We start from the raw sequence: 20,784 nt of genomic DNA on the forward strand, positions 1-20,784 counted from the left end.
TAAGCGAAGGCCCTACAGAAGAAATATCAGACGTTTCGTTGTTTCGCGTAGGACGCTTCCGATACGGCCAGCAGGTGTCCGAGCGCGGCATCCGATTGCGCGGCTATTTTCAACTCGCCACGGATAAATGCGGTCCCCAACAGAGGAACCGCTGTGCAGTTTCAGGCTCTTGCCGCGTCCGGCACCTACCCACGCGGCTCGATCTGATCCAGCATCCGGTTCGCCGTAATTTCCGCCAGCATGATGCTGTTGGAAATCCCCAATAAAACGTGGCGAGAACCACCTTCCAGCTGATCCACCAATTGATGAACCATCACATCGACCGAGGCCAATGTTTCGACCAGATAAACGATGAGCATTTCAGCCGTAGCCTCTGGGCCAACGGCAAAAAGCGTGCAGGGCGCACGTGGAGTGGCTTTGATATCGGCAATCGAAGGCGCGTGAAGACAGCTGGCCTGTTCGGCAGCATGATTGGATGCACTTGCATCGCGCTCGTGCAGGGACGCCTGATCAATGTCACGCGGATTCGGTGAAGGCTTCTTCATTTGCTGAGTTTCCTGATTGAGCGCCATCCCTTAAGCGACTAAACGAAAGGGAGGCAGCTGGACGCAGGTTAGTCGACCGGGAAACTCAGCAATCCGGCGCGCCCGAGGGCGCCCTGCGAACAGCTACCATCAAGTACAGGCAATGAAAGACCTGCATGACGGATGCACGCACAACTGAGTTAACGCGGGCGACTAAACCCGATCACTGATGAGCAGTGACGGGAACAAAGTTACCGAGCGGTGCCAGGGCGCACAAGCCGGCGGATTCTGGCGTAAGCGTAGGCAACGGCGCAAGGTCATGTAGCTTTCAGAAAGTTTTCCGTAGGACGCTTAAACATGCGCGGCACGGATATTTTACTGGAGGTAATCAGAGCTTTGTTCCGCCAGAATAGGCCATCCATTCTTTCCAGGAACCACCATGGACGCTCCCAAACCCGCACTGATCCGCGAAACCTTCCCCGTCGGCCCTTTGCAGTGCAACTGCACGATCATCGGCGATCCGATCACGAAAAAGGCCATAGTCGTCGATCCGGGTGGCAATCATGAGCTGATCATGGCGCGTCTAGACGCCCTCGGCCTGAAGGTCGTGAGCATTATCCACACCCACGCGCACCTGGATCACTTCCTGGCCTCCGGGCAGATGAAAGAGAAGACCGGCGCGACCCTGCACCTGCACAAGGAAGACCAGTTTCTCTGGGACAACCTGGAAATGCAATGCCAGATGTTTGGCGTGCCTTACACGCCGGTGCCATCGCCGGATCGATGGCTGGCGGATGACGAGGAGCTGGCCTGTGGCTGTGGCGTGGCGTTGCACACACCCGGTCATACACCCGGGTCTATGAGTTTCTGGTTTGCCGAGGCTAAGCTGCTGATTGCTGGCGATACGCTATTTCGTCGCGGAGTAGGGCGCACGGATTTGTGGGGCGGCGATCAGGCGACTATCGTGCGCTCGATCAAGCAGCGTTTGTATACGCTTGATGAAGAGGCGATCGTGGTCACCGGGCATGGTCCGGATACGCGCCTCGGCGATGAAATGCGCGAGAACCCGTTTGTACGTGCATGATGTCTGCCCGACGGAATTTTTATCGCGCAAAATGATCCAACGCCGGCAAAGGTTCAATGCTTAAGTCCGTTGCACCACAGAATGCAAAAAGTAGGAGCTCTTCATGTTCACCACGCCTCGTCTGATTATTGCTGCAACTGCCATCGCCTTGCTGTCCGGCTGCGCTTCGCCAAACCCGTATGACAACCAGGGTCAGGCCGATAGCGGTTCCCAGGGCATGAGCAAAACCGCCAAGTACGGTGGCCTCGGCGCTTTGGCCGGTGCATTGGCGGGTGCTGCCATTGACCACAACAATCGTGGCAAGGGCGCGCTGATCGGCGCCGCAGTCGTGGGTGCTTCCGCTGCGGGTTATGGTTACTACGCGGATCAGCAAGAGAAAAAACTGCGCGCCAGCATGGCCAATACCGGCGTGGAAGTGCAGCGTCAGGGCGATCAGATCAAGCTGATCATGCCGGGTAACATCACGTTCGCCACTGATTCGGCGAATATCGCTTCGAGCTTCTATCAGCCGCTGAATAATCTGGCAGGTTCGTTGAAGGAGTTCAGCCAGAACCAGATCGAGATCGTTGGTTACACCGATAGCACTGGCAGCCGCCAGCACAACATGGACCTGTCCCAGCGTCGCGCGCAGAGCGTGGCGACTTACCTAACGTCCCAGGGTGTCAGTGGTGCCAACCTGACGGCCCGTGGTGCTGGTCCGGATAATCCGGTTGCGAGCAACGGTGATGTCAATGGCCGGGCGCAGAATCGTCGGGTTGAGGTGAATCTGAAGGCAATTCCGGGTCAGCAGTATGGTGGTCAGCAGCAGGGGAATGTTCAGCAGTATCCGTAAGCGTTTGGCTGAACCCAGGATGTGAAAATAGCCCGCCCGATCCCTAACCGATCGGGCGGGTTTTTTGTGGACTCTGTACTGGCCCCATCGCGAGCAGGCTCACTCCTACAGGGGGAGCGCGCATCTGAACTGTAGGAGTGAGCCTGCTCGCGATGAGGCCCATACAGGCACCCGAAATACTGAATCAAAAACAAAAAAGCCCCCGGACAATCACTCATCCGGGGGCTTTTTCATGTCGCGCGAAACCTGATTACTTCTTCAGGCCGTAATGCTCATCCAGCATGCCCGGCGCGTTCGGGGCTTTTGGCGCGTAATCGCGCGGCGGCTCCTGGCTGCGCGGCGGCGTCAGGCGTTCACGCACTGGCTGGGCGGCATCAGCGTGCAGTGCGGCCAGCAAGCGTTGGCGAGTCTGCTCATCCAGGGCAAGACGGTTGGCGCCATCGGCGAGATGATCCTGCACTTCCTGGTAACTCTGGGTCATTTTCTTGACCAGGGTGGCCGTGCTGTTGAAGTGGGTGACCACCTCGTTCTGATAACTGTCGAAACGTTCCTGAATATCATCCAGCTGACGTTGCGTGCTGTTAGGCGCGGCATTCGGCACCAGGCGAGCGATCAGGAAACCTATGGCGACACCCACAACCAGGGCAAGAGTCGGCAACAACCAAACTAAGAGCGAGTGTTCCACGAGTCCTTCCTCTATAAACGGCTTTGCTTTACGTTAACGGCTCGAACCTGCGCTGTATACCGCGATTCACTCGCAATAGATTGGCACAGACACTTTGCTAGACGAATCGACCCGATTCGAGGTCACGGAGTTCCTTCCTTGCTTATGCGCGAAACCCCTGTAGTGATTGATGGCCCGGTGGGTCAACTGGAAGCCCTTTATCTGGATCTGGAGCAGCCGCGCGGCATCGCGCTGATCTGCCATCCGAACCCGGTGCAGGGCGGCACCATGCTCAACAAAGTGGTTTCGACCCTGCAGCGCACGGCCCGCGACGCCGGTTTGATCACCCTGCGCTTCAATTATCGGGGCGTCGGTGCCAGTGCCGGCAGCCACGACATGGGGACGGGTGAAGTCGATGATGCCCAGGCCGCGGCGGCCTGGCTACGCGCCAGGCACCCGGATTTGCCGTTGACGCTGCTGGGTTTCTCCTTCGGCGGTTTTGTTGCAGCAAGTCTCGGCGGCCGTCTGGAAGTGCAGGGCGAGCAGCTCAAGCATCTGTTCATGGTTGCCCCTGCCGTGATGCGCCTGGGTGACCAGGATCAACTGCCACAACAGGGTGAGCTGACCCTGATCCAGCCGGAAACCGACGAAGTGATCGATCCGCAACTGGTCTACGACTGGTCTGAACAACTCGAGCGCCCCCATGAGCTGCTGAAAGTGGCAGAATGCGGACACTTTTTTCATGGCAAGCTGACCGATCTCAAGGATCTGATCCTGCCGCGTCTCTCGAACTGATTGCAGTCTGACAAGCGATTACCCATGACGACTCGTACCCGTATCCTCACCGGCATTACCACCACCGGCACCCCGCACCTGGGCAACTATGCCGGCGCCATCCGTCCGGCGATCCTCGCCAGCCGTGACAGCAATGCCGATTCGTTCTATTTCCTGGCCGACTATCACGCCCTGATCAAATGCGATGACCCGCTGCGCATCCAGCGCTCGCGTCTGGAAATCGCCGCGACCTGGCTGGCCGGTGGCCTGGATGTCGACCGCGTGACCTTCTATCGCCAGTCCGACATCCCGGAAATCCCCGAACTGACCTGGCTGCTGACCTGCGTCGCCGCCAAGGGCCTGCTCAACCGTGCGCACGCCTACAAGGCCTCGGTGGACAAGAACGTCGAGACCGGTGAAGACCCTGATGCTGGCATCAGCATGGGCTTGTTCAGCTATCCGGTGTTGATGGCCGCAGACATCCTGATGTTCAACGCGCACAAGGTGCCGGTCGGTCGTGACCAGATCCAGCACGTGGAAATGGCCCGGGACATCGGCCAGCGCTTCAACCACCTGTTTGGCCAGGGCAAGGAATTTTTCACCATGCCCGAGGCGCTGATCGAAGAAAGCGTCGCCACGCTGCCAGGCCTCGACGGGCGCAAAATGTCGAAGAGCTATGACAACACTATCCCGTTGTTCAGCAGCGCCAAGGACATGAAGGACGCGATTTCGCGGATCGTCACCGACTCCCGCGCGCCGGGCGAAGCGAAAGATCCGGACAACTCGCACCTGTTCACCCTGTTCCAGGCGTTTGCCACCCCGGCGCAATCCGCCGAGTTCCGCAGCGAACTGCTGCAGGGCCTCGGTTGGGGTGAGGCGAAGAACCGCCTGTTCCAGCTGCTGGACAGCGAGCTGGGCGAGTCCCGCGAGCGTTATCACCAACTGATCGAACGCCCGGCGGATCTGGAAGACATGCTGCAGATCGGCGCCAAAAAAGCCCGCGCCGTGGCCACTCCGTTCCTCAACGAACTGCGTGAAGCGGTCGGCCTGCGCTCGTTCGTCGCCCAGACTCAAGTGGCAACGAGCAGCAAAAAGAAAGCCGCCAAGGCCGCACGCTTCGTCAGCTTTCGCGAGGACGACGGCAGCTTCCGCTTCCGCCTGCTGGCGGCTGACGGCGAACAATTGCTGCTGTCGCGCAACTTCGCCGACGGCAAAACCGCTGGTCAGGTGACCAAGCAGCTGCAGGCTGGCCAGCCTCTGGACGTGCGCAGCGAAGACTTGAGCTTCGGCGTCTGGCTGGAAGGCGAGTGCGTTGCCGACAGCGCCACATTCGCTGACAGCGCCGCTCGCGATGTCGCCATCGCTGCGCTGCGGGTTGCACTGACGCCGGTTCAGGAATAACTCAACGGCTCGGCCCGACCAAGGGCTGATTGCCATTCCGACGGGCCGTCGCTACAGTGACGGCCCGTTTTTGTTGCCTTGCTAACGAATTATGACGCCCCTAGAACGATATCAAGCTGATCTGAAACGCCCGGAATTCTTCCATGATGCCGCGCAGGAAACTGCCGTGCGTCATTTGCAGCGTCTGTACGACGACCTGGTCGCGGCCTCGCAGAACAAACCGGGGTTTCTCGGCAAACTGTTTGGCAAGAAAGACCAGGCACCGGTCAAGGGCCTGTACTTCTGGGGCGGCGTGGGTCGCGGCAAGACTTACCTGGTCGACACCTTCTTCGAGGCGCTGCCGTTCAAGGAAAAGACCCGCACCCACTTCCACCGCTTCATGAAGCGTGTGCACGAAGAAATGAAAACCCTGGGCGGTGAAAAGAACCCACTGACCATCATCGCCAAGCGGTTCTCCGACGAATCGCGAGTGATCTGTTTCGATGAATTCTTCGTCTCCGACATCACCGACGCGATGATCCTCGGCACGCTCATGGAAGAATTGTTCAAGAACGGCGTGACCCTGGTCGCGACCTCGAACATCGTGCCCGACGGCCTGTACAAGGACGGCCTGCAACGCGCGCGCTTCCTGCCGGCCATCGCGCTGATCAAGCAGAACACCGAGATCGTCAACGTCGACAGCGGCGTCGATTATCGTCTGCGCCACCTCGAGCAAGCGGAACTGTTCCATTTCCCGCTGGACGAGGCGTCCCACGAAAGCCTGCGCAAGAGCTTCCGCGCCCTGACCCCGGAATGCACCGCAGCGATCGAAAACGACGTGCTGATGATCGAAAACCGCGAAATCCGCGCCTTGCGCACTTGCGACGACGTGGCCTGGTTCGAATTTCGCGAACTCTGCGATGGTCCGCGCAGCCAGAACGACTACATCGAACTGGGCAAGATCTTCCACGCGGTACTCATCAGCGGAGTCGAGCAGATGAGCGTTACCACGGATGACATCGCGCGGCGCTTCATCAACATGGTCGACGAATTCTACGACCGCAACGTGAAGCTGATCATCTCGGCCGAAGTCGAACTGAAAGACCTCTACACCGGCGGTCGCCTGAACTTCGAATTCCAGCGCACCCTCAGCCGCCTGCTGGAAATGCAGTCCCACGAATTCCTGTCGCGGGCGCACAAGCCTTAGGTGAATTCGCATAATAGAAAAGGCCTGCTGATACAGGCCTTTTTTTATGCGCTGGAGAAATAACCGACACCCACACATCCCTGTGGGAGCGGGCTTGCTCGCGAAAGCGGTGTATCAGTCGACAACAATGCTGAATGTCCGTCCGCATTCGCGAGCAAGCCCGCTCCCACAGTTTTTATTGGTGTTGGTTCAAAGAGTTACGCGGCCTGCTGAAACTGCTGCCGATACTGATTCGGCGACAGGTCCGTATGCTGGCGAAACAATCGCGCAAAGAAACTCGCATCGTCGTAGCCCACCTCATAACTGATGGTCTTGATGCTCTTGCGGCTGCCGGACAGCAGGCCCTTGGCGGTTTCGATGCGCAGGCGTTGCAGGTAGTGCAGCGGTTTGTCGCCAGTGGCGGTCTGGAAGCGGCGCATGAAGTTGCGGATACTCATGCCGTGTTCGCGGGCGACGTCTTCGAAACGGAATTTGTCGGCGAAGTGTTCTTCGAGCCAGTGCTGGATCTGCAGGATGATCACGTCCTGGTGCAGCTTTTGGCCGCCGAAGCCCATGCGGCCCGGAGAGTAGCTGCGCTGCACTTCATAAAGAATGTCGCGGGCCACCGCTTGGGACACGTTGGCGCCGCAGAAGCGTTCGATCAAGTAGATGTAGAGGTCGCAGGCTGAAGTGGTGCCGCCGGCGCAATACAGGTTGTCGGCGTCGGTCAGGTGCTTGTCCTGATTGAGCTGGACCTTGGGGAAGCGTTCGGCAAAAGCGTTGAAGAAACGCCAGTAGGTGGTGGCTTCCTTGCCGTCGAGCAACCCGGCTTCGGCGAGCCAGAACACCCCGGTGGCCTCGCCACACAGCACTGCGCCGCGTGCATGTTGCTGGCGCAACCAGGGCAGGACTTGCGGGTAGCGTTGGCAGAGGGTTTCGAAGTCGTCCCAGAACGCGGGCAGGACGATGATGTCGGCGTTTTCGAGGCCGCCGTCCACCGGCATGATCACGTCACTGAAGCTGTTCACCGGATTGCCGTCAGGACTGACCAGGCGGGTTTCAAAGGCCGGGACCAGGCCGTGGCCAAGCTGTTTGCCGTAGCGCAGGCTGGCCAGATGAAAGAAATCCTTGGCTTGCAAGAGGGTGGAAGCGAAAACCCGGTCGATAGCCAGGATGCTGACGCGCCGTAAAGGCGTGGAGACTTGGTTGGACATAATTCAACTTTATTTTTATAAGGGAAAGTGGTCACCAGACGGCTGGATCGTCTTATTTTTTGTCTGATGTGTCCAGTGTCCTGTATCGGAAGCGAGGCATAGTCTCTGCAGGCCACTCCCATTCCAACAATAACGACAGGTGCCGCATGATCCCCAGAACCTTGTTCAGTTCCGAGCACGAACTCTTTCGCGACAGCGTGCGAACGTTCCTCGAGAAGGAGGCGGTGCCGTTTCACGGGCAATGGGAGAAACAGGGCTACATCGACCGCAAACTGTGGAACAAGGCGGGGGAGGCGGGGATGCTGTGCTCGCACCTGCCGGAAGAATATGGCGGGCTGGGGGCGGACTTTCTGTACAGCGCGGTGGTGATCGAAGAGGTGGGCCGTCTCGGCCTTACCGGTATCGGTTTTTCTCTTCATTCGGACATTGTTGCGCCCTATATCCTGCACTACGGCAGTGAGGCGCTGAAGCATAAATACCTGCCCAAACTGGTGTCTGGCGAGATGGTCACGGCGATCGCCATGACCGAGCCGGGGGCCGGGTCTGACCTGCAAGGGGTCAAGACCACTGCGGTACTGGATGGCGACGAGTATGTGATCAACGGTTCCAAGACATTCATCACCAACGGCTTTCTGGCCGACCTGGTGATTGTCGTGGCCAAGACCGATCCCAAGGCGGGTGCGAAGGGCACCAGCCTGTTCCTGGTGGAGGCCGCTACTCCGGGCTTCGACAAGGGCAAGCGCCTGGAAAAAGTCGGCATGAAGGCCCAGGACACTTCGGAGTTGTTCTTCCAGGACGTGCGCGTGCCCAAGGAGAATTTGCTGGGGCAGGCGGGGATGGGTTTTGCCTACCTGATGCAGGAATTGCCCCAGGAGCGGCTCACCGTGGCCATCGGCGGCCTGGCCTCGGCCGAAGCTGCGCTGCAGTGGACGATCGATTACACCCGCGAGCGCAAGGCGTTCGGCAAGGCGATTGCGGACTTTCAGAACACTCGGTTCAAACTGGCGGAGATGGCCACCGAGATTCAGATTGGTCGGGTCTTTGTCGATAAGTGTCTGGAGTTGCACCTGCAGGGCAAGCTCGACGTGCCGACGGCGGCGATGGCCAAGTATTGGGGGACTGACCTGCAATGCAAGGTGCTCGACGAGTGCGTGCAATTACATGGCGGCTACGGATTCATGTGGGAATACCCGGTTGCGCGGGCGTGGGCGGATGCGCGGGTTCAGCGGATATATGCTGGGACCAATGAGATCATGAAGGAGATTATTGCGCGGTCGCTTTGATTCTCGGTGATGGCTAAAAAGATCGCAGCCTTCGGCAGCTCCTACATGGGATTAGCGTACACCCTGTAGGAGCTGCCGAAGGCTGCGATCTTTTCTTGGGCGCTACAAATTAAGGCGCAGGATTCGGATGATCCTTGTGAATCGCCTCAATCCCCGCAAGCACTTCATCCGACAGCTTCAGCTCGAAACTGGCAATGTTGCTATCCAGCTGCTCCAGGGTCGTCGCGCCAATGATGTTGCTGGTGACGAACGGCTGTTGATTGACGAACGCCAGGGCCATTTGCGCCGGGTCCAGGCCGTGTTCACGGGCCAGTGCCACATAACGGCTGCAAGCTGCTTCCGACTGCGGGTTGAAATAGCGGCTGAAGCGACTGTAGAGGCTCAGGCGGCCTTTCGCCGGGCGCGCGCCACCTTCGTACTTGCCTGACAGGAAACCGAACGCCAGCGGCGAATAGGCGAGCAGGCCGCACTGTTCGCGGATGGCGATTTCCGCAAGGCCGATCTCGAAACTGCGGTTGAGCAGGTTGTAGGGGTTCTGGATCGACACCGCACGCGGCCAGCCACGAGCTTCGGCCAAGGCGAGGAAGCGCATGGTGCCCCACGGCGTTTCATTGGACAGGCCGATATGGCGGATCTTGCCGGCCTTCACCTGCTCGTCCAGTGCTTCGAGGGTGTCCTCCAGTGGCGTCAGGTTGGCTTCGGTCTGGTGTTTGTAGCCGAGCTGGCCGAAGAAATTGGTACTGCGCTCCGGCCAGTGCAGCTGGTACAGATCGATATAGTCGGTTTGCAGGCGCTGGAGGCTGGCATCCACGGCCGCAGTGATGTGCTCGCGGTTGTGCCGCAGGTTTTTGTCGCGGATATAGTCGATGGTATTGCCGGGGCCGGCGATCTTGCTGGCGAGGATCCAGTCGGCGCGATCGCCACGGCTTTTGAAGTAATTGCCGATGTAACGCTCGGTGGTCGCGTAGGTTTCGGCCTTGGGTGGCACCGGGTACATCTCGGCGGTGTCGATGAAATTGATCCCGGCGCCCTTGGCCCGTTCGATCTGCGCGAAGGCTTCAGCCTCACTGTTTTGCTCGCCCCAGGTCATGGTTCCGAGGCAGATGGCACTCACGTTCAGATGGGTCCGGCCTAGCTGTCGATAGTCCATCGGGTGCTCCTTGGGCAAAACAATCATAAAAGCAGGTTGAAATATTTTTCGCAATCTGCATAATTGCGCACCTCTTTCTGCAGTGGAAGTGATGCGCCGCCGCCGAAGAATCTTGCCGTTGAACGGACGCGCCGACCCGAGCCCCCGAAAGCGTCTGTATCCGGCTGCCTTTGACTTGTCAAAGTACGCACTATTCAGTAAGATCCGCCGTCTAATTTACAGGGCGGCCCCTGAGGCTATAAAGAATGAAAACTTTTACTGCTAAACCGGAAACAGTACAGCACGACTGGTTTGTCGTCGACGCTGCAGGTCAGACCCTGGGTCGTCTGGCCACCGAAATCGCGAGCCGTCTGCGTGGCAAGCATAAAGCTGAGTACACTCCTCACGTTGACACCGGCGACTACATCGTCGTTATCAATGCCGAGCAGATTCGTGTAACCGGTGCTAAAACCACCGACAAGATCTACTACTCCCACTCCGGTTTCCCGGGCGGCATCAAGTCGATCAACTTTGAAAAGCTGATCGCCAAAGCCCCTGAGCGCGTGATCGAGACCGCGGTCAAAGGCATGCTGCCTAAGAACCCGCTGGGTCGCGACATGTATCGTAAGCTGAAAGTCTATGCGGGCGCTGTACACCCTCATACTGCTCAGCAGCCCCAAGAACTGAAGTTTTAACGGAATAGTTCATTATGTCGGCGACTCAAAATTACGGCACTGGCCGTCGCAAGACCGCAACCGCACGCGTTTTCCTGCGTCCGGGTACTGGTAACATCTCCATCAACAACCGCACCCTGGAAAATTTCTTCGGCCGCGAAACTGCCCGCATGGTAGTTCGTCAGCCGCTGGAACTGACTGAGACTGTCGAGAAGTTCGACATCTACGTCACCGTGATCGGTGGTGGTGTAAGTGGTCAAGCTGGCGCAATCCGCCACGGTATCACTCGCGCACTGATGCAGTACGACGAAACCCTGCGTGGCGCTCTGCGCAAAGCTGGCTTCGTGACTCGCGATGCTCGTGAAGTTGAACGTAAGAAAGTTGGTCTGCGTAAAGCGCGTAAGCGTCCGCAGTACTCGAAGCGTTAATTCGCTTCCACGTTCAAAAAAGAACGCCCAGTTTCCTCACGGAGCTGGGCGTTTTTTTATGGGTGCGATTTATCAAAGAATTGCGCTGTGACAACTTGCCACAGCCGTAGAAGCCCTATACTGCAAGGCTTGGCAGTGGAGCACTTGGGTAATTACCTTGTCAGAATTGGGGCTTTTCATTACCATTCGGCAAAATTTTTATAAGTACATAGATTTACTTAGTAGATGCCTGATTTAACAGGCCACAAAGCTGATGGGAGAGGACTGAATGAGCAATGACGGCGTGAATGCAGGCCGGCGTCGCTTCTTGGTAGCAGCCACATCCGTGGTGGGTGCTGCAGGAGCGGTGGGGGCTGCGGTCCCGTTCGTGGGGTCATGGTTTCCCAGTGCCAAGGCGAAAGCCGCAGGTGCACCGGTGAAAGTGAATGTCAGCAAGATTGAGCCAGGTCAGCAGATGATTGCTGAGTGGCGCGGTCAGCCGGTGTTCATCGTCCGCCGTACCGAGGAAATCCTGGGGAATCTGAAAAAGATCGAGGGCCAGCTGTCTGACCCGACCTCCAAGAACTCGACACAACCGACTTATGTCGACCCGGAAACGCGTTCGATCAAGCCAGAGGTTCTGCTGCTGATCGGAATCTGCACGCACCTGGGTTGCTCGCCGACTTTCCGTCCGGAAGTGGCACCTGCAGATCTGGGCAAGGACTGGGTAGGTGGTTATTTCTGCCCGTGCCACGGTTCCCACTACGACCTGGCTGGCCGCGTCTACAAGTCGCAACCTGCGCCTTTGAACCTGCCAGTTCCCCCGCATTCCTATGAGACCGATGAGATTATTGTCATCGGCGTCGATACGGAGAACGCGTGATGAGCAAGTTCATGGATTGGGTTGATGCGCGCTTTCCCGCGACCAAAATGTGGGAAGACCATCTCAGCAAGTACTACGCTCCGAAGAACTTCAACTTCTTCTATTTCTTTGGTTCCCTCGCACTGCTCGTTCTGGTCAACCAGATCGTCACCGGTGTCTGGCTGACCATGAGCTACACCCCGTCGGCGGAAGAAGCCTTTGCCTCCGTCGAATACATCATGCGCGACGTCGAGTACGGCTCGATCCTGCGTCTGCTGCACGCGGTAGGCGCCTCGATGTTCTTTATCGTGGTCTATCTGCACATGTTCCGTGGTTTGCTCTACGGTTCGTACCAGAAGCCCCGTGAGTTGGTGTGGGTCTTCGGCATGCTGATCTACCTGGCGCTGATGGCTGAAGCTTTCATGGGTTACCTGCTGCCGTGGGGCCAGATGTCCTACTGGGGTGCCCAGGTGATCATCTCGCTGTTCGGTGCGATACCGCTCATAGGTGACGACCTGACCCAGTGGATCCGTGGTGACTACCTGATTTCCGGTATTACCCTGAACCGCTTCTTTGCCTTGCATGTCGTGGCCTTGCCGATCGTGATTCTCGGTCTGGTAGTGCTGCACGTCCTGGCGCTGCACGAAGTCGGGTCGAACAACCCGGACGGCGTCGACATCAAGAAACACAAAGACGAAAACGGCGTTCCGCTGGATGGCATTGCTTTCCACCCGTACTACACCGTGAAAGATATCGTCGGCGTGGTGGTGTTCCTGTTCATCTTCTGCTCGATCGTGTTCTTCTTCCCGGAAATGGGCGGCTACTTCCTTGAGAAGCCGAACTTTGAAGTGGCGAACGCCTTCAAGACCCCAGAGCACATTGCTCCGGTCTGGTACTTCACTCCGTTCTACGCGATCTTGCGTGCGGTCCCGGACAAGCTCCTCGGCGTAATCGCCATGGGCGCGGCCATTGCGGTGCTGTTCGTCCTGCCATGGCTGGACCGCAGTCCGGTCAAGTCGATGCGCTACAAGGGCTGGCTGAGCAAAATCTGGCTGGTGGTGTTCTGCGTGTCGTTCGTGATCCTCGGCATCCTCGGTGTCCTGGCTCCGACTCCAGGCCGTACGTTGCTGTCGCAGGTGTGTACCTTCCTGTACTTCGCCTACTTCATTCTGATGCCTTTCTACACCAGGCTCGAGAAGACCAAACCGGTTCCGGATAGGGTGACTGGCTGATGAAAAAGCTATTTGCTGCACTGATTCTTGCTGCATTGCCTGTGCTGTCTTTTGCCGCTGAACCCGGTCTAGAGCTGGAAAAGGTCGACATCGACGTTTCCGACAAGGCCGCCATGCAGGATGGCGCACGTACGTTCGCCAACTACTGCATGGGCTGCCACAGCGCCAAGTTCCAGCGTTACGAACGAGTTGCCGACGACCTGGGCATCCCGCACGACCTGATGCTCTCGAACCTGGTGTTCACCGGCGCCAAGATCGGCGACCACATGAGCATCGGCATGCAACCGGCTGATGCCAAGACCTGGTTCGGAGCGGCGCCGCCCGACTTGACCCTGGTCGCTCGCGTGCGTGGCACTGACTGGCTCTATGGCTACCTGAAATCGTTCTACGAAGATCCGTCGCGTCCTTGGGGCGTCAACAACAAGGTCTTCCCGAACGTCGGCATGCCTAACGTCCTGGTCGGCCTGCAAGGTCGTCAGGTGGTTGGCTGCAAACAGGTGCAGATCGTCGAGGACGGCAAGAAGCAATATGACCCTCTGACCGGTACGCCGCTGACCCACGAAGCCTGTGATCAGCTGACTATCGTGCCGAAGAGTGGAGCGCTGACTGAAGAGCAGTTCGATGAGAAGGTCAAGAATCTGGTAACCTTCCTCGCTTACTCGGCTAACCCGGTTAAGCTGCAACATCAGCGCATCGGTACGTACGTATTGCTGTACCTGGCGTTCTTCTTCGTATTCGCTTACCTGCTCAAGCGCGAATACTGGAAAGACGTGCACTGATAACGCTTCAAGCAATTGCTGTTAATCGCGCGCGCCCAAGGGCGTCTCTGAAGATGTAACGACCCTGGTGATCCAGGCGTTACGGAGAGGCGCCCTCTGGGCGCGCTCGTTTTTCCGCTTTCGAAATTTCAACAAGCGAGGAGGACCGCCATGGGCGTGACCAATCGGTTGGCCTGTTACTCCGACCCCGCCGACCACTATTCCCACCGGGTACGCATCGTACTTGCAGAGAAGGGTGTCAGCGCCGAGATCATTTATGTGGAAGCTGGTCGTCAGCCGCCTAAACTGATCGAAGTGAACCCTTACGGCAGTTTGCCCACCCTGGTCGATCGTGACCTGGCGTTGTGGGAATCGACCGTAGTGATGGAATATCTGGATGAGCGTTATCCGCACCCGCCGCTACTGCCGGTTTATCCCGTGGCGCGTGCCAACAGCCGTCTGCTGATCCATCGTATCCAGCGTGACTGGTGTGGTCTGGTGGATCTGATCTTGGATTCGCGGACCAAGGAAGCAGCCCGCGTGGTGGCCCGCAAGGAGCTGCGCGAGAGCCTGACAGGCGTGTCGCCGTTGTTTGCCGACAAGCCGTTTTTCCTCAGCGAGGAACAAAGTCTGGTGGATTGCTGCCTATTACCAATACTCTGGCGCTTGCCGATTCTGGGTATCGAATTGCCGCGGCCCGCGAAGCCGCTGCTTGATTATATGGAGCGCTCGTTTGCGCGTGAGGCTTTCCAGGCGAGTCTGTCTGGTGTCGAACGCGATATGCGCTAAGGCTTAAGGAGCCGCTATGAACTCCAGTCGACCTTATCTGGTCCGCGCGCTCTATGAGTGGATTGTAGATAACGATTGCACCCCGCACATGCTGGTCAACTCCGAGTATCCGTCGGTCCAGGTGCCTCAAGGTTTTGCCAGCGACGGACAGATTGTCCTGAACGTATCACCGGCAGCCGTGCGGCATTTGCACATGGACAACGAGGCGGTCAGCTTCGAAGGGCGCTTCGGTGGCGTGCCGCACACCCTGTACGTGCCTATAGCATCGATCCTGGGCATTTACGCCCGGGAGAACGGTCAGGGCATGGTGTTTGATCTGGAATCGCCTATGGAAGACGAGGAAGAGATCGAGCCGGATGACGAAACCCCGCCACCCGACAGCGAGCCGCCGCGACCTAGCGGAAGGCCAAGCTTGAAGGTGGTGAAGTAATAAAAAAGGCGATCCGAGAGGATCGCCTTTTTTATTACTTCACCACCTTCAAGCGCGTAGGAGCTGTCGAGTGAAACGAGGCTGCGATCTTTTGATGTTGTTTTTAAGATCAAAAGATCGCAGCCTTCGGCAGCTCCTACAGTGAGTGGTGGCGATCAGTAGGAGCTGTCGAGTGAAACGAGGCTGCGATCTTTTGATGTTGTTTTTAAGATCAAAAGATCGCAGCCTTCGGCAGCTCCTACAGTGAGTGGTGGCGATCAGTAGGAGCTGTCGAGTGAAACGAGGCTGCGATCTTTTGATGTTGTTTTTAAGATCAAAAGATCGCAGCCTTCGGCAGCTCCTACAGTGAGTGGTGGCGAGCAGTAGGAGCTGTCGAGTGAAACGAGGCTGCGATCTTTTGATGTTGTTTTTAAGATCAAAAGATCGCAGCCTTCGGCAGCTCCTACAGTGAGTGGTGGCGAGCAGTAGGAGCTGTCGAGTGAAACGAGGCTGCGATCTTTTGATGTTGTTTTTTTAGATCAAAAGATCGTCCGATCGCGGCCCGAGCCTTCGGCGGCTCCTACGGCTTGTATCAGTCGATATATTCAAACAACTTCACAATCTTCTGCACCCCGGAAACACCCTGCACCAGATTGGTCGCCTGAGCCGCTTCCTGCTTGGTCAGCAGACCCAGCAAATAGACGATACCGTTCTCGGTAACCACCTTGATCCGCGATCCCGGGATGCTTGCATCGGCGAGCATCTGGGTCTTGATCTTGGAGGTCAGCCAGGTGTCGTTCTGGCGCGCCAGGAAACCGGAAGGTGGCAGCACCTGCAGCTCGTTGTGCACCGTCTTCACGCGTTGCACGGAGGAGGCGGCCTGTTCGGCCTTGGCCTTGAGGTCTGCGGTAGGTGTCTGCCCGGCCAGCAGCACGACACCATTGAAGCTGGTGACGACAATGTGCGAATCGTTGTCCAGGGCCGGATCGGCCTTGGCGACGTTCACGCCAACCTTGGTTTCGATCAGGGTGTCATCGATCTTGCTGCCGAAAGTGCGGGTGCCGCGGTCATCATCAATCGGCGCTTCACGGCTGGCGTTAACCACCGACGTGCAGCCGCTGATGCCGAGGCACAGGGTCAGGGCCAGTAGGCCTAGGCGATTAGGGGTCATTCTTCACTCCCGAACAGTTGGCTGTCGATCAAGTCGCAGAGGCAATGGATCGCCAGCAGGTGGACTTCCTGAATACGTGCAGTGACGTTGGCCGGAACGCGGATCTCGACGTCCTCGGGCAAAAGCAGCGACGCCATGCCGCCACCGTCGCGGCCCGTCATTGCTACGACAATCATTTCGCGATCATGTGCGGCCTGGATCGCTTGAATAATATTGGCCGAGTTGCCGCTGGTTGAAATCGCCAGCAATACATCGCCCGGTTGGCCCAGGGCGCGGATCTGCTTGGAGAAGATTTCGTTGTAGCTGTAATCGTTGGCAATCGAGGTGATCGTCGAACTGTCGGTAGTCAGCGCAATGGCTGGCAGGCTCGGGCGCTCGCGTTCGAAGCGGTTGAGCAGCTCCGAGGAGAAATGCTGGGCGTCGCCGGCAGAGCCGCCGTTGCCGCAGGACAGCATTTTGCCCTCGTTGAGCAGGGCGTTGACCATCACCTGGCTGGCTTGCTCGATGTGCGGTGCAAGTACGTCCATCGCCATTTGCTTGGTATCGATACTGGCCTGAAAAAGCTGGCGAATTCGGGATTGCATGTCCATCTGTGTGACCTTAATTAGCGCGGCTACTTGGCACAGGAATGTGCAGCCCGCAAAGCAAAGAGCAAAAGTGTTGGGTGGAAGTGTCCGGTTCAGCGCGCGATCGATCAGCTGTCGAAGGCATTTTGCAACCAGTTCAGCTGATCGAGATTGCTGTCGATGGCAATCACGTCGAAACGGCAAGGGGAATTGGCCCAGCGCGACTCGCGCTGAAGAAAATATTGCGCGGCAAAAATCAGCTTCTGCCGTTTGCGCTCATCAATGCTATCGAGCGCGCCACCCCATTGAGTGTTTTTTCTGTAGCGGACTTCAACGAATACTACTGTATCGCCATCGAGCATGACCAGATCAAGCTCGCCGCGTTTGCACAACCAGTTCTGCGCCACCAGGCGCAGACCCTGTTGTTGCAGATGCTCGAGCGCATGGCGCTCGGCATCCTGACCGCTTTGTCGGCGAGACCTCTCTGGCATCAGCGCGCGGTGTCCGGCAGGCGCTGGACCTGGCCATTGACGAACTGCGCCCACGGCAACTGACGTTCAACGCGCTGGTTCTGAGTCATGCCCAGGCTACCCGATTCACCTTCGATGCGGCTGTCCGGCAGGGCCTTGAGTTGCCCCAGGCGAGGTGCCAGACGGTAGGCGTCCGCGCCCATTGCATAGAGGCGACCCAGGCTGCCGGCAGCTTGTGGCCACTGCGCAGTAACCTGTTTGCGCAGCGGATCATTGACGTCCAGCAGCCACGGGGTTTCGCAGAAACGCACGCCGTTCATGTCGTTGTACTGGTTCACATCACCGCTGGCACTGTACACGTGGGAGGTGGCGTAGACCGGCACGTCACCGGCGTACTGAAAGTTCAGGGTCGGTTTGATCTGCTGGGCCTGCTGCGGAGTGGCGGCGAGGAAGATGAACTCGATGTCCTGGCGACGCGAAGGCTGGGCGGCAACCTGCGAACCTACCGTGCTCTGCAGGCTCTTGGCGCGACCTTCGCTCTGGCGCAGCTGGAACATGTCGGCAATCTGCTGGGCCAGTTGCACTGGCTGGTCGACACGTTCGGTGGCAACGATGCTGCCGCCGTTGGCTTGCCAATCCTGACTGAACGCTCGCAATACACGATCGCCCCATTCGCCTTTCGGCACCATGATGGCGGCGCGGGTCAGGCCATCGGCGCGAGCGCGGCGCGACACTTCGCGGGCTTCGTCTTCGGCGGCGAGACCGAACTGGAACAGTTGGGCCGGACCCTGGGTGCCTTCACTGTAATTCAGGGCCAGGGTGGTGAGCGGCAGTTGCGGGCGGGTGCTGAGCTGCTTGACCAGTGGCTTCTCCAGCGGTCCGATCACCAGTTGCACGCCATCGGCCTGGGCCTTGCGATAGAACTCGTCCATCGAGGTCAGGCGCGAGCTGTCGTAGAACTCGATGGCCGGCGGGTTCTGCCCGGCTTGCTGCGCCTGGTAGTGGGCAGCCATGAAACCTTCACGCAGCGCCTTGCCGACAGCAGCCAACGGCCCGTCCTGTGGCAACAGCAGGCCGATCTTGCCCAAGGGCTGGCTGGCCAGCTCCTTGAGTTTGGTCAGCGGGATCGGCAGCTGAATCGCTGCAGGGTGCTTGGGATTCTGCGCGCGCCAGGTGTCGATCGCGGCCTGTTGCTGTTCCAGGGTGCCCGCCGTCTTCACGGCCAGCGCCAGGCTCATCCAGCCACCGAGATCATCGGTGGAGGTTGGCTGCAGTTGATCGGTTGGCAGCGAAGCGATCAGGGTCCAGATCGCCTCATGGTTCTTGCTGGCCGCTTCGCCTTCGAGCATCGGTGCGATGAAGATTCGCTCTCGTGCGGCAGCCAGGGTCTGGCCGTCGGCTTCAAGGGCGCGGGCATGCACGGTGCCGGTGCGCACCTGTTGCTCGACCGGCAACTCGCTCAGGCGCTGCAGGCTCGGATGGCTCAAGGCGGTCAGCGCGGCCTTGGGCTGGTTGCGCACCATTGCCAGTTCGGCCGCCAGGGTACTGGCGAACACCTGTTGCCCAGGCTTGAGTTGTTCCACGGGCACCTGCTGGAGGATTTGCGCGGACTGGCCGGCATTGCCCTGGCGGTAGGCCAGGTCAGCGGCGCTCAGGCGCAACAGTGCAGCTTTTTCCGGGTCTTTGCTCTGGTTGGCCTGTTCGAGCAGTTGCTCGATACTGGCATCCGGAGTCCGTGGAAGGTCGCCAAGGCTGGAGGAGGGCGAGCTGGCGCAAGCCGCCAGCAAGGCAGCGAGGCAGAGGGCAGTGAACAGCCGCAGGCAAGCGATCATGTAGTGTTCCTGATACTCGATCAAATTAGCGTGGAATTGTACCCAAGCACTGGCCGGGGCGCGATGTTACTGGCGTGAATCGCTCAATTTAGCTCATGCAAATGTTGCAGCGCGGCATCTGAGGCTGGAAAACCTATAGTGCCGCAAGCCTGTCGCCGGCGGCTCCAGGCGTTACAATGGCCACTTTTGACAATCATGAGGTGTGCGCTTTGACTGCTCCAGGTGCTTTGAATTCCGCTGCTGGCTCGCTTTATGTGGTGGCGACGCCCATCGGCAACCTGGACGACATCAGTGCGCGCGCGCTGAAAATCCTCCGTGAAGTGGCGTTGATTGCCGCTGAAGACACCCGTCACTCCCAGCGCTTGATGCAGCACTTCGGCATTCCAACGCCGCTGGCGGCCTGTCATGAACACAACGAACGAGATGAAGGTAGCCGCTTTATTACCCGTCTGCTGGCAGGCGACGATGTGGCGCTGATATCTGATGCCGGTACGCCATTGATTTCCGATCCGGGCTATCACCTGGTACGCCAGGCCCGTGCCGCGGGCATCAAAGTGGTGCCTGTGCCGGGTGCCTGTGCCTTGATTGCAGCCCTGTCGGCAGCGGGCCTGCCGTCGGACCGGTTCATCTTCGAAGGTTTCCTGCCGGCAAAGGCCGTAGGGCGCCGCGCTCGGCTGGAGCTGGTTAAAGAAGAGCCGCGCACGCTGATTTTCTATGAGGCGCCGCACCGTATCCTGGAGTGCCTGCAGGATATGGAGCTGGTGTTTGGTGGAGAGCGTCCGGCGTTGCTGGCGCGGGAAATCACCAAGACTTTCGAGACTCTCAAGGGCCTGCCCCTGGCCGAGTTGCGCGAGTTCGTCGAGTCGGACAGCAACCAACAGCGCGGCGAGTGCGTGGTGCTGGTCGCCGGCTGGTCTGTGCCCGAAACCGAAGACGCCGTGAGCAGCGAGGCGATGCGCATCCTCAATCTGCTGCTCGAAGAAATGCCGCTCAAGCGTGCAGCAGCCCTGGCCGCGCAAATCACCGGCGAACGCAAGAATGTGCTTTATCAGGTCGCACTGGATAAACAGAAGGGCGAGTGAAACCCGACGCGCAGGAGTGGCTAAAGGCTTTTAGCGCTTGTTCTTCGGCCGCTCTGCCGTTAATCTTCGCGGCGGAGAGTCGATTGGACAGTCGCTGCCCTCTATGAAAATTAGGGGGGGGAGGAAAGTCCGGGCTCCATAGGGCGAAGTGCCAGGTAATGCCTGGGAGGCGTGAGCCTACGGAAAGTGCCACAGAAAATAACCGCCTAAGCGCTTCGGCGCCGGTAAGGGTGAAAAGGTGCGGTAAGAGCGCACCGCACGTCTGGCAACAGTTCGTGGCTAGGTAAACCCCACTTGGAGCAAGACCAAATAGGGTCCCAAGGCGTGGCCCGCGCTGGGACCGGGTAGGTTGCTAAAGGTGTCCAGTGATGGCCATCGTAGACGAATGACTGTTCAAGACAGAACCCGGCTTACAGATCGACTCTCCACCTTTTCCCCCCTCCCTGTTTGCAGCAATGAACA

General features: G+C 58.5%; 22 protein-coding genes and 1 other RNA gene. 15 read left to right on the forward strand and 8 right to left on the reverse strand.

Annotation, left to right across the window (positions count from 1 at the left end):
• Positions 1-185 precede the first annotated feature (185 nt).
• Positions 186-545 (reverse strand): DUF6124 family protein, encoded by a 360-nt coding sequence (locus ACYZTK_RS20055; protein ID WP_462011424.1) that lies wholly within the window; start codon positions 543-545, stop codon positions 186-188.
• 418 nt (positions 546-963) lie between these two features.
• Between ACYZTK_RS20055 and ACYZTK_RS20060 the strand changes: the two genes are divergently transcribed.
• Positions 964-1,608 carry an MBL fold metallo-hydrolase gene (locus tag ACYZTK_RS20060; protein ID WP_462011425.1) on the forward strand — a complete coding sequence of 215 codons (645 nt, stop codon included), beginning with the start codon at positions 964-966 and terminating at the stop codon, positions 1,606-1,608.
• A 103-nt stretch (positions 1,609-1,711) separates the two neighbouring features.
• Positions 1,712-2,440 (forward strand): OmpA family protein, encoded by a 729-nt coding sequence (locus ACYZTK_RS20065; RefSeq protein ID WP_462011426.1) that lies wholly within the window; start codon positions 1,712-1,714, stop codon positions 2,438-2,440.
• Positions 2,441-2,690: 250 nt separating this feature from the next.
• Here ACYZTK_RS20065 and ACYZTK_RS20070 read toward each other — a convergent pair whose 3' ends face one another.
• Entirely contained in the window at positions 2,691-3,125 is a 435-nt protein-coding gene (locus ACYZTK_RS20070; protein ID WP_462011427.1) for a Z-ring associated ZapG family protein, read from the reverse strand.
• Positions 3,126-3,269: 144 nt separating this feature from the next.
• Here ACYZTK_RS20070 and ACYZTK_RS20075 point away from each other — a divergent pair, with 144 nt between their 5' ends.
• From ACYZTK_RS20075 to zapE, 3 genes are all read left to right on the forward strand, one after another.
• Positions 3,270-3,899, forward strand: coding sequence for an alpha/beta hydrolase (locus ACYZTK_RS20075; protein WP_462011428.1), 630 nt, complete (start codon positions 3,270-3,272; stop codon positions 3,897-3,899).
• Between the two features lie 24 nt (positions 3,900-3,923).
• Positions 3,924-5,279 carry a tryptophan--tRNA ligase gene (locus ACYZTK_RS20080; RefSeq protein ID WP_462011429.1) on the forward strand — a complete coding sequence of 452 codons (1,356 nt, stop codon included), beginning with the start codon at positions 3,924-3,926 and terminating at the stop codon, positions 5,277-5,279.
• 91 nt (positions 5,280-5,370) lie between these two features.
• The gene (gene zapE, locus ACYZTK_RS20085) at positions 5,371-6,465 is read left to right on the forward strand and encodes a cell division protein ZapE (protein WP_462011430.1); all 1,095 of its coding nucleotides are present in this window, start codon (positions 5,371-5,373) and stop codon (positions 6,463-6,465) included.
• Between the two features lie 197 nt (positions 6,466-6,662).
• Here zapE and ACYZTK_RS20090 read toward each other — a convergent pair whose 3' ends face one another.
• Positions 6,663-7,559, reverse strand: coding sequence for a GlxA family transcriptional regulator (locus tag ACYZTK_RS20090; protein ID WP_462014938.1), 897 nt, complete (start codon positions 7,557-7,559; stop codon positions 6,663-6,665).
• Positions 7,560-7,804: 245 nt separating this feature from the next.
• Here ACYZTK_RS20090 and ACYZTK_RS20095 point away from each other — a divergent pair, with 245 nt between their 5' ends.
• On the forward strand, positions 7,805-8,941 hold the full coding sequence (locus ACYZTK_RS20095) for an acyl-CoA dehydrogenase family protein (protein WP_462011431.1): 1,137 nt from the start codon (positions 7,805-7,807) through the stop codon (positions 8,939-8,941).
• Positions 8,942-9,050: 109 nt separating this feature from the next.
• On the opposite strand, the gene ACYZTK_RS20100 is transcribed toward ACYZTK_RS20095, so the two are convergent.
• The gene (locus ACYZTK_RS20100) at positions 9,051-10,091 is read right to left on the reverse strand and encodes an NADP(H)-dependent aldo-keto reductase (protein ID WP_462011432.1); all 1,041 of its coding nucleotides are present in this window, start codon (positions 10,089-10,091) and stop codon (positions 9,051-9,053) included.
• Between the two features lie 245 nt (positions 10,092-10,336).
• Here ACYZTK_RS20100 and rplM point away from each other — a divergent pair, with 245 nt between their 5' ends.
• The 7 genes from rplM to ACYZTK_RS20135 all read left to right on the forward strand — a co-directional run bounded on the left by rplM (position 10,337) and on the right by ACYZTK_RS20135 (position 15,222).
• Positions 10,337-10,765 carry a 50S ribosomal protein L13 gene (rplM, locus tag ACYZTK_RS20105; RefSeq protein WP_046048262.1) on the forward strand — a complete coding sequence of 143 codons (429 nt, stop codon included), beginning with the start codon at positions 10,337-10,339 and terminating at the stop codon, positions 10,763-10,765.
• A 14-nt stretch (positions 10,766-10,779) separates the two neighbouring features.
• Positions 10,780-11,172 carry a 30S ribosomal protein S9 gene (gene rpsI / locus ACYZTK_RS20110; RefSeq protein WP_003216038.1) on the forward strand — a complete coding sequence of 131 codons (393 nt, stop codon included), beginning with the start codon at positions 10,780-10,782 and terminating at the stop codon, positions 11,170-11,172.
• Positions 11,173-11,440: 268 nt separating this feature from the next.
• Entirely contained in the window at positions 11,441-12,034 is a 594-nt protein-coding gene (gene petA / locus ACYZTK_RS20115; protein ID WP_064675961.1) for a ubiquinol-cytochrome c reductase iron-sulfur subunit, read from the forward strand.
• On the forward strand, positions 12,034-13,245 hold the full coding sequence (locus tag ACYZTK_RS20120; RefSeq protein WP_462011433.1) for a cytochrome b: 1,212 nt from the start codon (positions 12,034-12,036) through the stop codon (positions 13,243-13,245). The genes petA and ACYZTK_RS20120 overlap by 1 nt, the downstream gene beginning before the upstream one ends.
• The gene (locus tag ACYZTK_RS20125) at positions 13,245-14,024 is read left to right on the forward strand and encodes a cytochrome c1 (protein WP_462011434.1); all 780 of its coding nucleotides are present in this window, start codon (positions 13,245-13,247) and stop codon (positions 14,022-14,024) included. The genes ACYZTK_RS20120 and ACYZTK_RS20125 overlap by 1 nt, the downstream gene beginning before the upstream one ends.
• Positions 14,025-14,174: 150 nt before the next feature.
• The gene (locus tag ACYZTK_RS20130) at positions 14,175-14,792 is read left to right on the forward strand and encodes a glutathione S-transferase N-terminal domain-containing protein (protein WP_007905304.1); all 618 of its coding nucleotides are present in this window, start codon (positions 14,175-14,177) and stop codon (positions 14,790-14,792) included.
• A gap of 16 nt (positions 14,793-14,808) precedes the next feature.
• Positions 14,809-15,222, forward strand: coding sequence for a ClpXP protease specificity-enhancing factor (locus ACYZTK_RS20135; RefSeq protein ID WP_462011435.1), 414 nt, complete (start codon positions 14,809-14,811; stop codon positions 15,220-15,222).
• Positions 15,223-15,793: 571 nt separating this feature from the next.
• Here the strand turns inward: ACYZTK_RS20135 and ACYZTK_RS20140 are convergent.
• From ACYZTK_RS20140 to ACYZTK_RS20155, 4 genes are all read right to left on the reverse strand, one after another.
• Positions 15,794-16,372 (reverse strand): BON domain-containing protein, encoded by a 579-nt coding sequence (locus ACYZTK_RS20140; protein ID WP_462011436.1) that lies wholly within the window; start codon positions 16,370-16,372, stop codon positions 15,794-15,796.
• Positions 16,369-16,962 (reverse strand): phosphoheptose isomerase, encoded by a 594-nt coding sequence (locus tag ACYZTK_RS20145; RefSeq protein WP_045059278.1) that lies wholly within the window; start codon positions 16,960-16,962, stop codon positions 16,369-16,371. Before ACYZTK_RS20145 ends, ACYZTK_RS20140 begins: the two co-directional genes overlap by 4 nt.
• Before the next feature lie 104 nt (positions 16,963-17,066).
• Positions 17,067-17,429, reverse strand: coding sequence for a YraN family protein (locus ACYZTK_RS20150; protein WP_247292088.1), 363 nt, complete (start codon positions 17,427-17,429; stop codon positions 17,067-17,069).
• The gene (locus ACYZTK_RS20155; RefSeq protein ID WP_462011437.1) at positions 17,429-19,240 is read right to left on the reverse strand and encodes a penicillin-binding protein activator; all 1,812 of its coding nucleotides are present in this window, start codon (positions 19,238-19,240) and stop codon (positions 17,429-17,431) included. The genes ACYZTK_RS20150 and ACYZTK_RS20155 overlap by 1 nt, the downstream gene beginning before the upstream one ends.
• 176 nt (positions 19,241-19,416) lie before the next feature.
• On the opposite strand from ACYZTK_RS20155, the gene rsmI reads away from it, so the two are divergent.
• Together rsmI and rnpB are read left to right on the forward strand one after the other, a co-directional pair.
• Entirely contained in the window at positions 19,417-20,322 is a 906-nt protein-coding gene (rsmI, locus tag ACYZTK_RS20160; RefSeq protein WP_462011438.1) for a 16S rRNA (cytidine(1402)-2'-O)-methyltransferase, read from the forward strand.
• A 75-nt stretch (positions 20,323-20,397) separates the two neighbouring features.
• Positions 20,398-20,751, forward strand: an RNA gene (gene rnpB, locus ACYZTK_RS20165) — RNase P RNA component class A.
• The last annotated feature ends 33 nt before the right edge of the window (positions 20,752-20,784 follow it).

The organism is Pseudomonas sp. LB3P31, from assembly GCF_054897945.1.

What these genes read in the sequence shown, in the direction of transcription:
- ACYZTK_RS20055 (WP_462011424.1), bottom strand. Translation starts at nt 545, where the DNA reads ATGAAGAAGCCTTCACCGAATCCGCGTGACATTGATCAGGCGTCCCTG.
- ACYZTK_RS20060 (WP_462011425.1), top strand. Translation starts at nt 964, where the DNA reads ATGGACGCTCCCAAACCCGCACTGATCCGCGAAACCTTCCCCGTCGGC.
- ACYZTK_RS20065 (WP_462011426.1), top strand. Translation starts at nt 1,712, where the DNA reads ATGTTCACCACGCCTCGTCTGATTATTGCTGCAACTGCCATCGCCTTG.
- ACYZTK_RS20075 (WP_462011428.1), top strand. Translation starts at nt 3,270, where the DNA reads ATGCGCGAAACCCCTGTAGTGATTGATGGCCCGGTGGGTCAACTGGAA.
- ACYZTK_RS20080 (WP_462011429.1), top strand. Translation starts at nt 3,924, where the DNA reads ATGACGACTCGTACCCGTATCCTCACCGGCATTACCACCACCGGCACC.
- zapE (WP_462011430.1), top strand. Translation starts at nt 5,371, where the DNA reads ATGACGCCCCTAGAACGATATCAAGCTGATCTGAAACGCCCGGAATTC.
- ACYZTK_RS20095 (WP_462011431.1), top strand. Translation starts at nt 7,805, where the DNA reads ATGATCCCCAGAACCTTGTTCAGTTCCGAGCACGAACTCTTTCGCGAC.
- ACYZTK_RS20100 (WP_462011432.1), bottom strand. Translation starts at nt 10,091, where the DNA reads ATGGACTATCGACAGCTAGGCCGGACCCATCTGAACGTGAGTGCCATC.
- rplM (WP_046048262.1), top strand. Translation starts at nt 10,337, where the DNA reads ATGAAAACTTTTACTGCTAAACCGGAAACAGTACAGCACGACTGGTTT.
- rpsI (WP_003216038.1), top strand. Translation starts at nt 10,780, where the DNA reads ATGTCGGCGACTCAAAATTACGGCACTGGCCGTCGCAAGACCGCAACC.
- petA (WP_064675961.1), top strand. Translation starts at nt 11,441, where the DNA reads ATGAGCAATGACGGCGTGAATGCAGGCCGGCGTCGCTTCTTGGTAGCA.
- ACYZTK_RS20120 (WP_462011433.1), top strand. Translation starts at nt 12,034, where the DNA reads ATGAGCAAGTTCATGGATTGGGTTGATGCGCGCTTTCCCGCGACCAAA.
- ACYZTK_RS20125 (WP_462011434.1), top strand. Translation starts at nt 13,245, where the DNA reads ATGAAAAAGCTATTTGCTGCACTGATTCTTGCTGCATTGCCTGTGCTG.
- ACYZTK_RS20130 (WP_007905304.1), top strand. Translation starts at nt 14,175, where the DNA reads ATGGGCGTGACCAATCGGTTGGCCTGTTACTCCGACCCCGCCGACCAC.
- ACYZTK_RS20135 (WP_462011435.1), top strand. Translation starts at nt 14,809, where the DNA reads ATGAACTCCAGTCGACCTTATCTGGTCCGCGCGCTCTATGAGTGGATT.
- ACYZTK_RS20140 (WP_462011436.1), bottom strand. Translation starts at nt 16,372, where the DNA reads ATGACCCCTAATCGCCTAGGCCTACTGGCCCTGACCCTGTGCCTCGGC.
- ACYZTK_RS20145 (WP_045059278.1), bottom strand. Translation starts at nt 16,962, where the DNA reads ATGGACATGCAATCCCGAATTCGCCAGCTTTTTCAGGCCAGTATCGAT.
- ACYZTK_RS20150 (WP_247292088.1), bottom strand. Translation starts at nt 17,429, where the DNA reads ATGCCAGAGAGGTCTCGCCGACAAAGCGGTCAGGATGCCGAGCGCCAT.
- ACYZTK_RS20155 (WP_462011437.1), bottom strand. Translation starts at nt 19,240, where the DNA reads ATGATCGCTTGCCTGCGGCTGTTCACTGCCCTCTGCCTCGCTGCCTTG.
- rsmI (WP_462011438.1), top strand. Translation starts at nt 19,417, where the DNA reads ATGGCCACTTTTGACAATCATGAGGTGTGCGCTTTGACTGCTCCAGGT.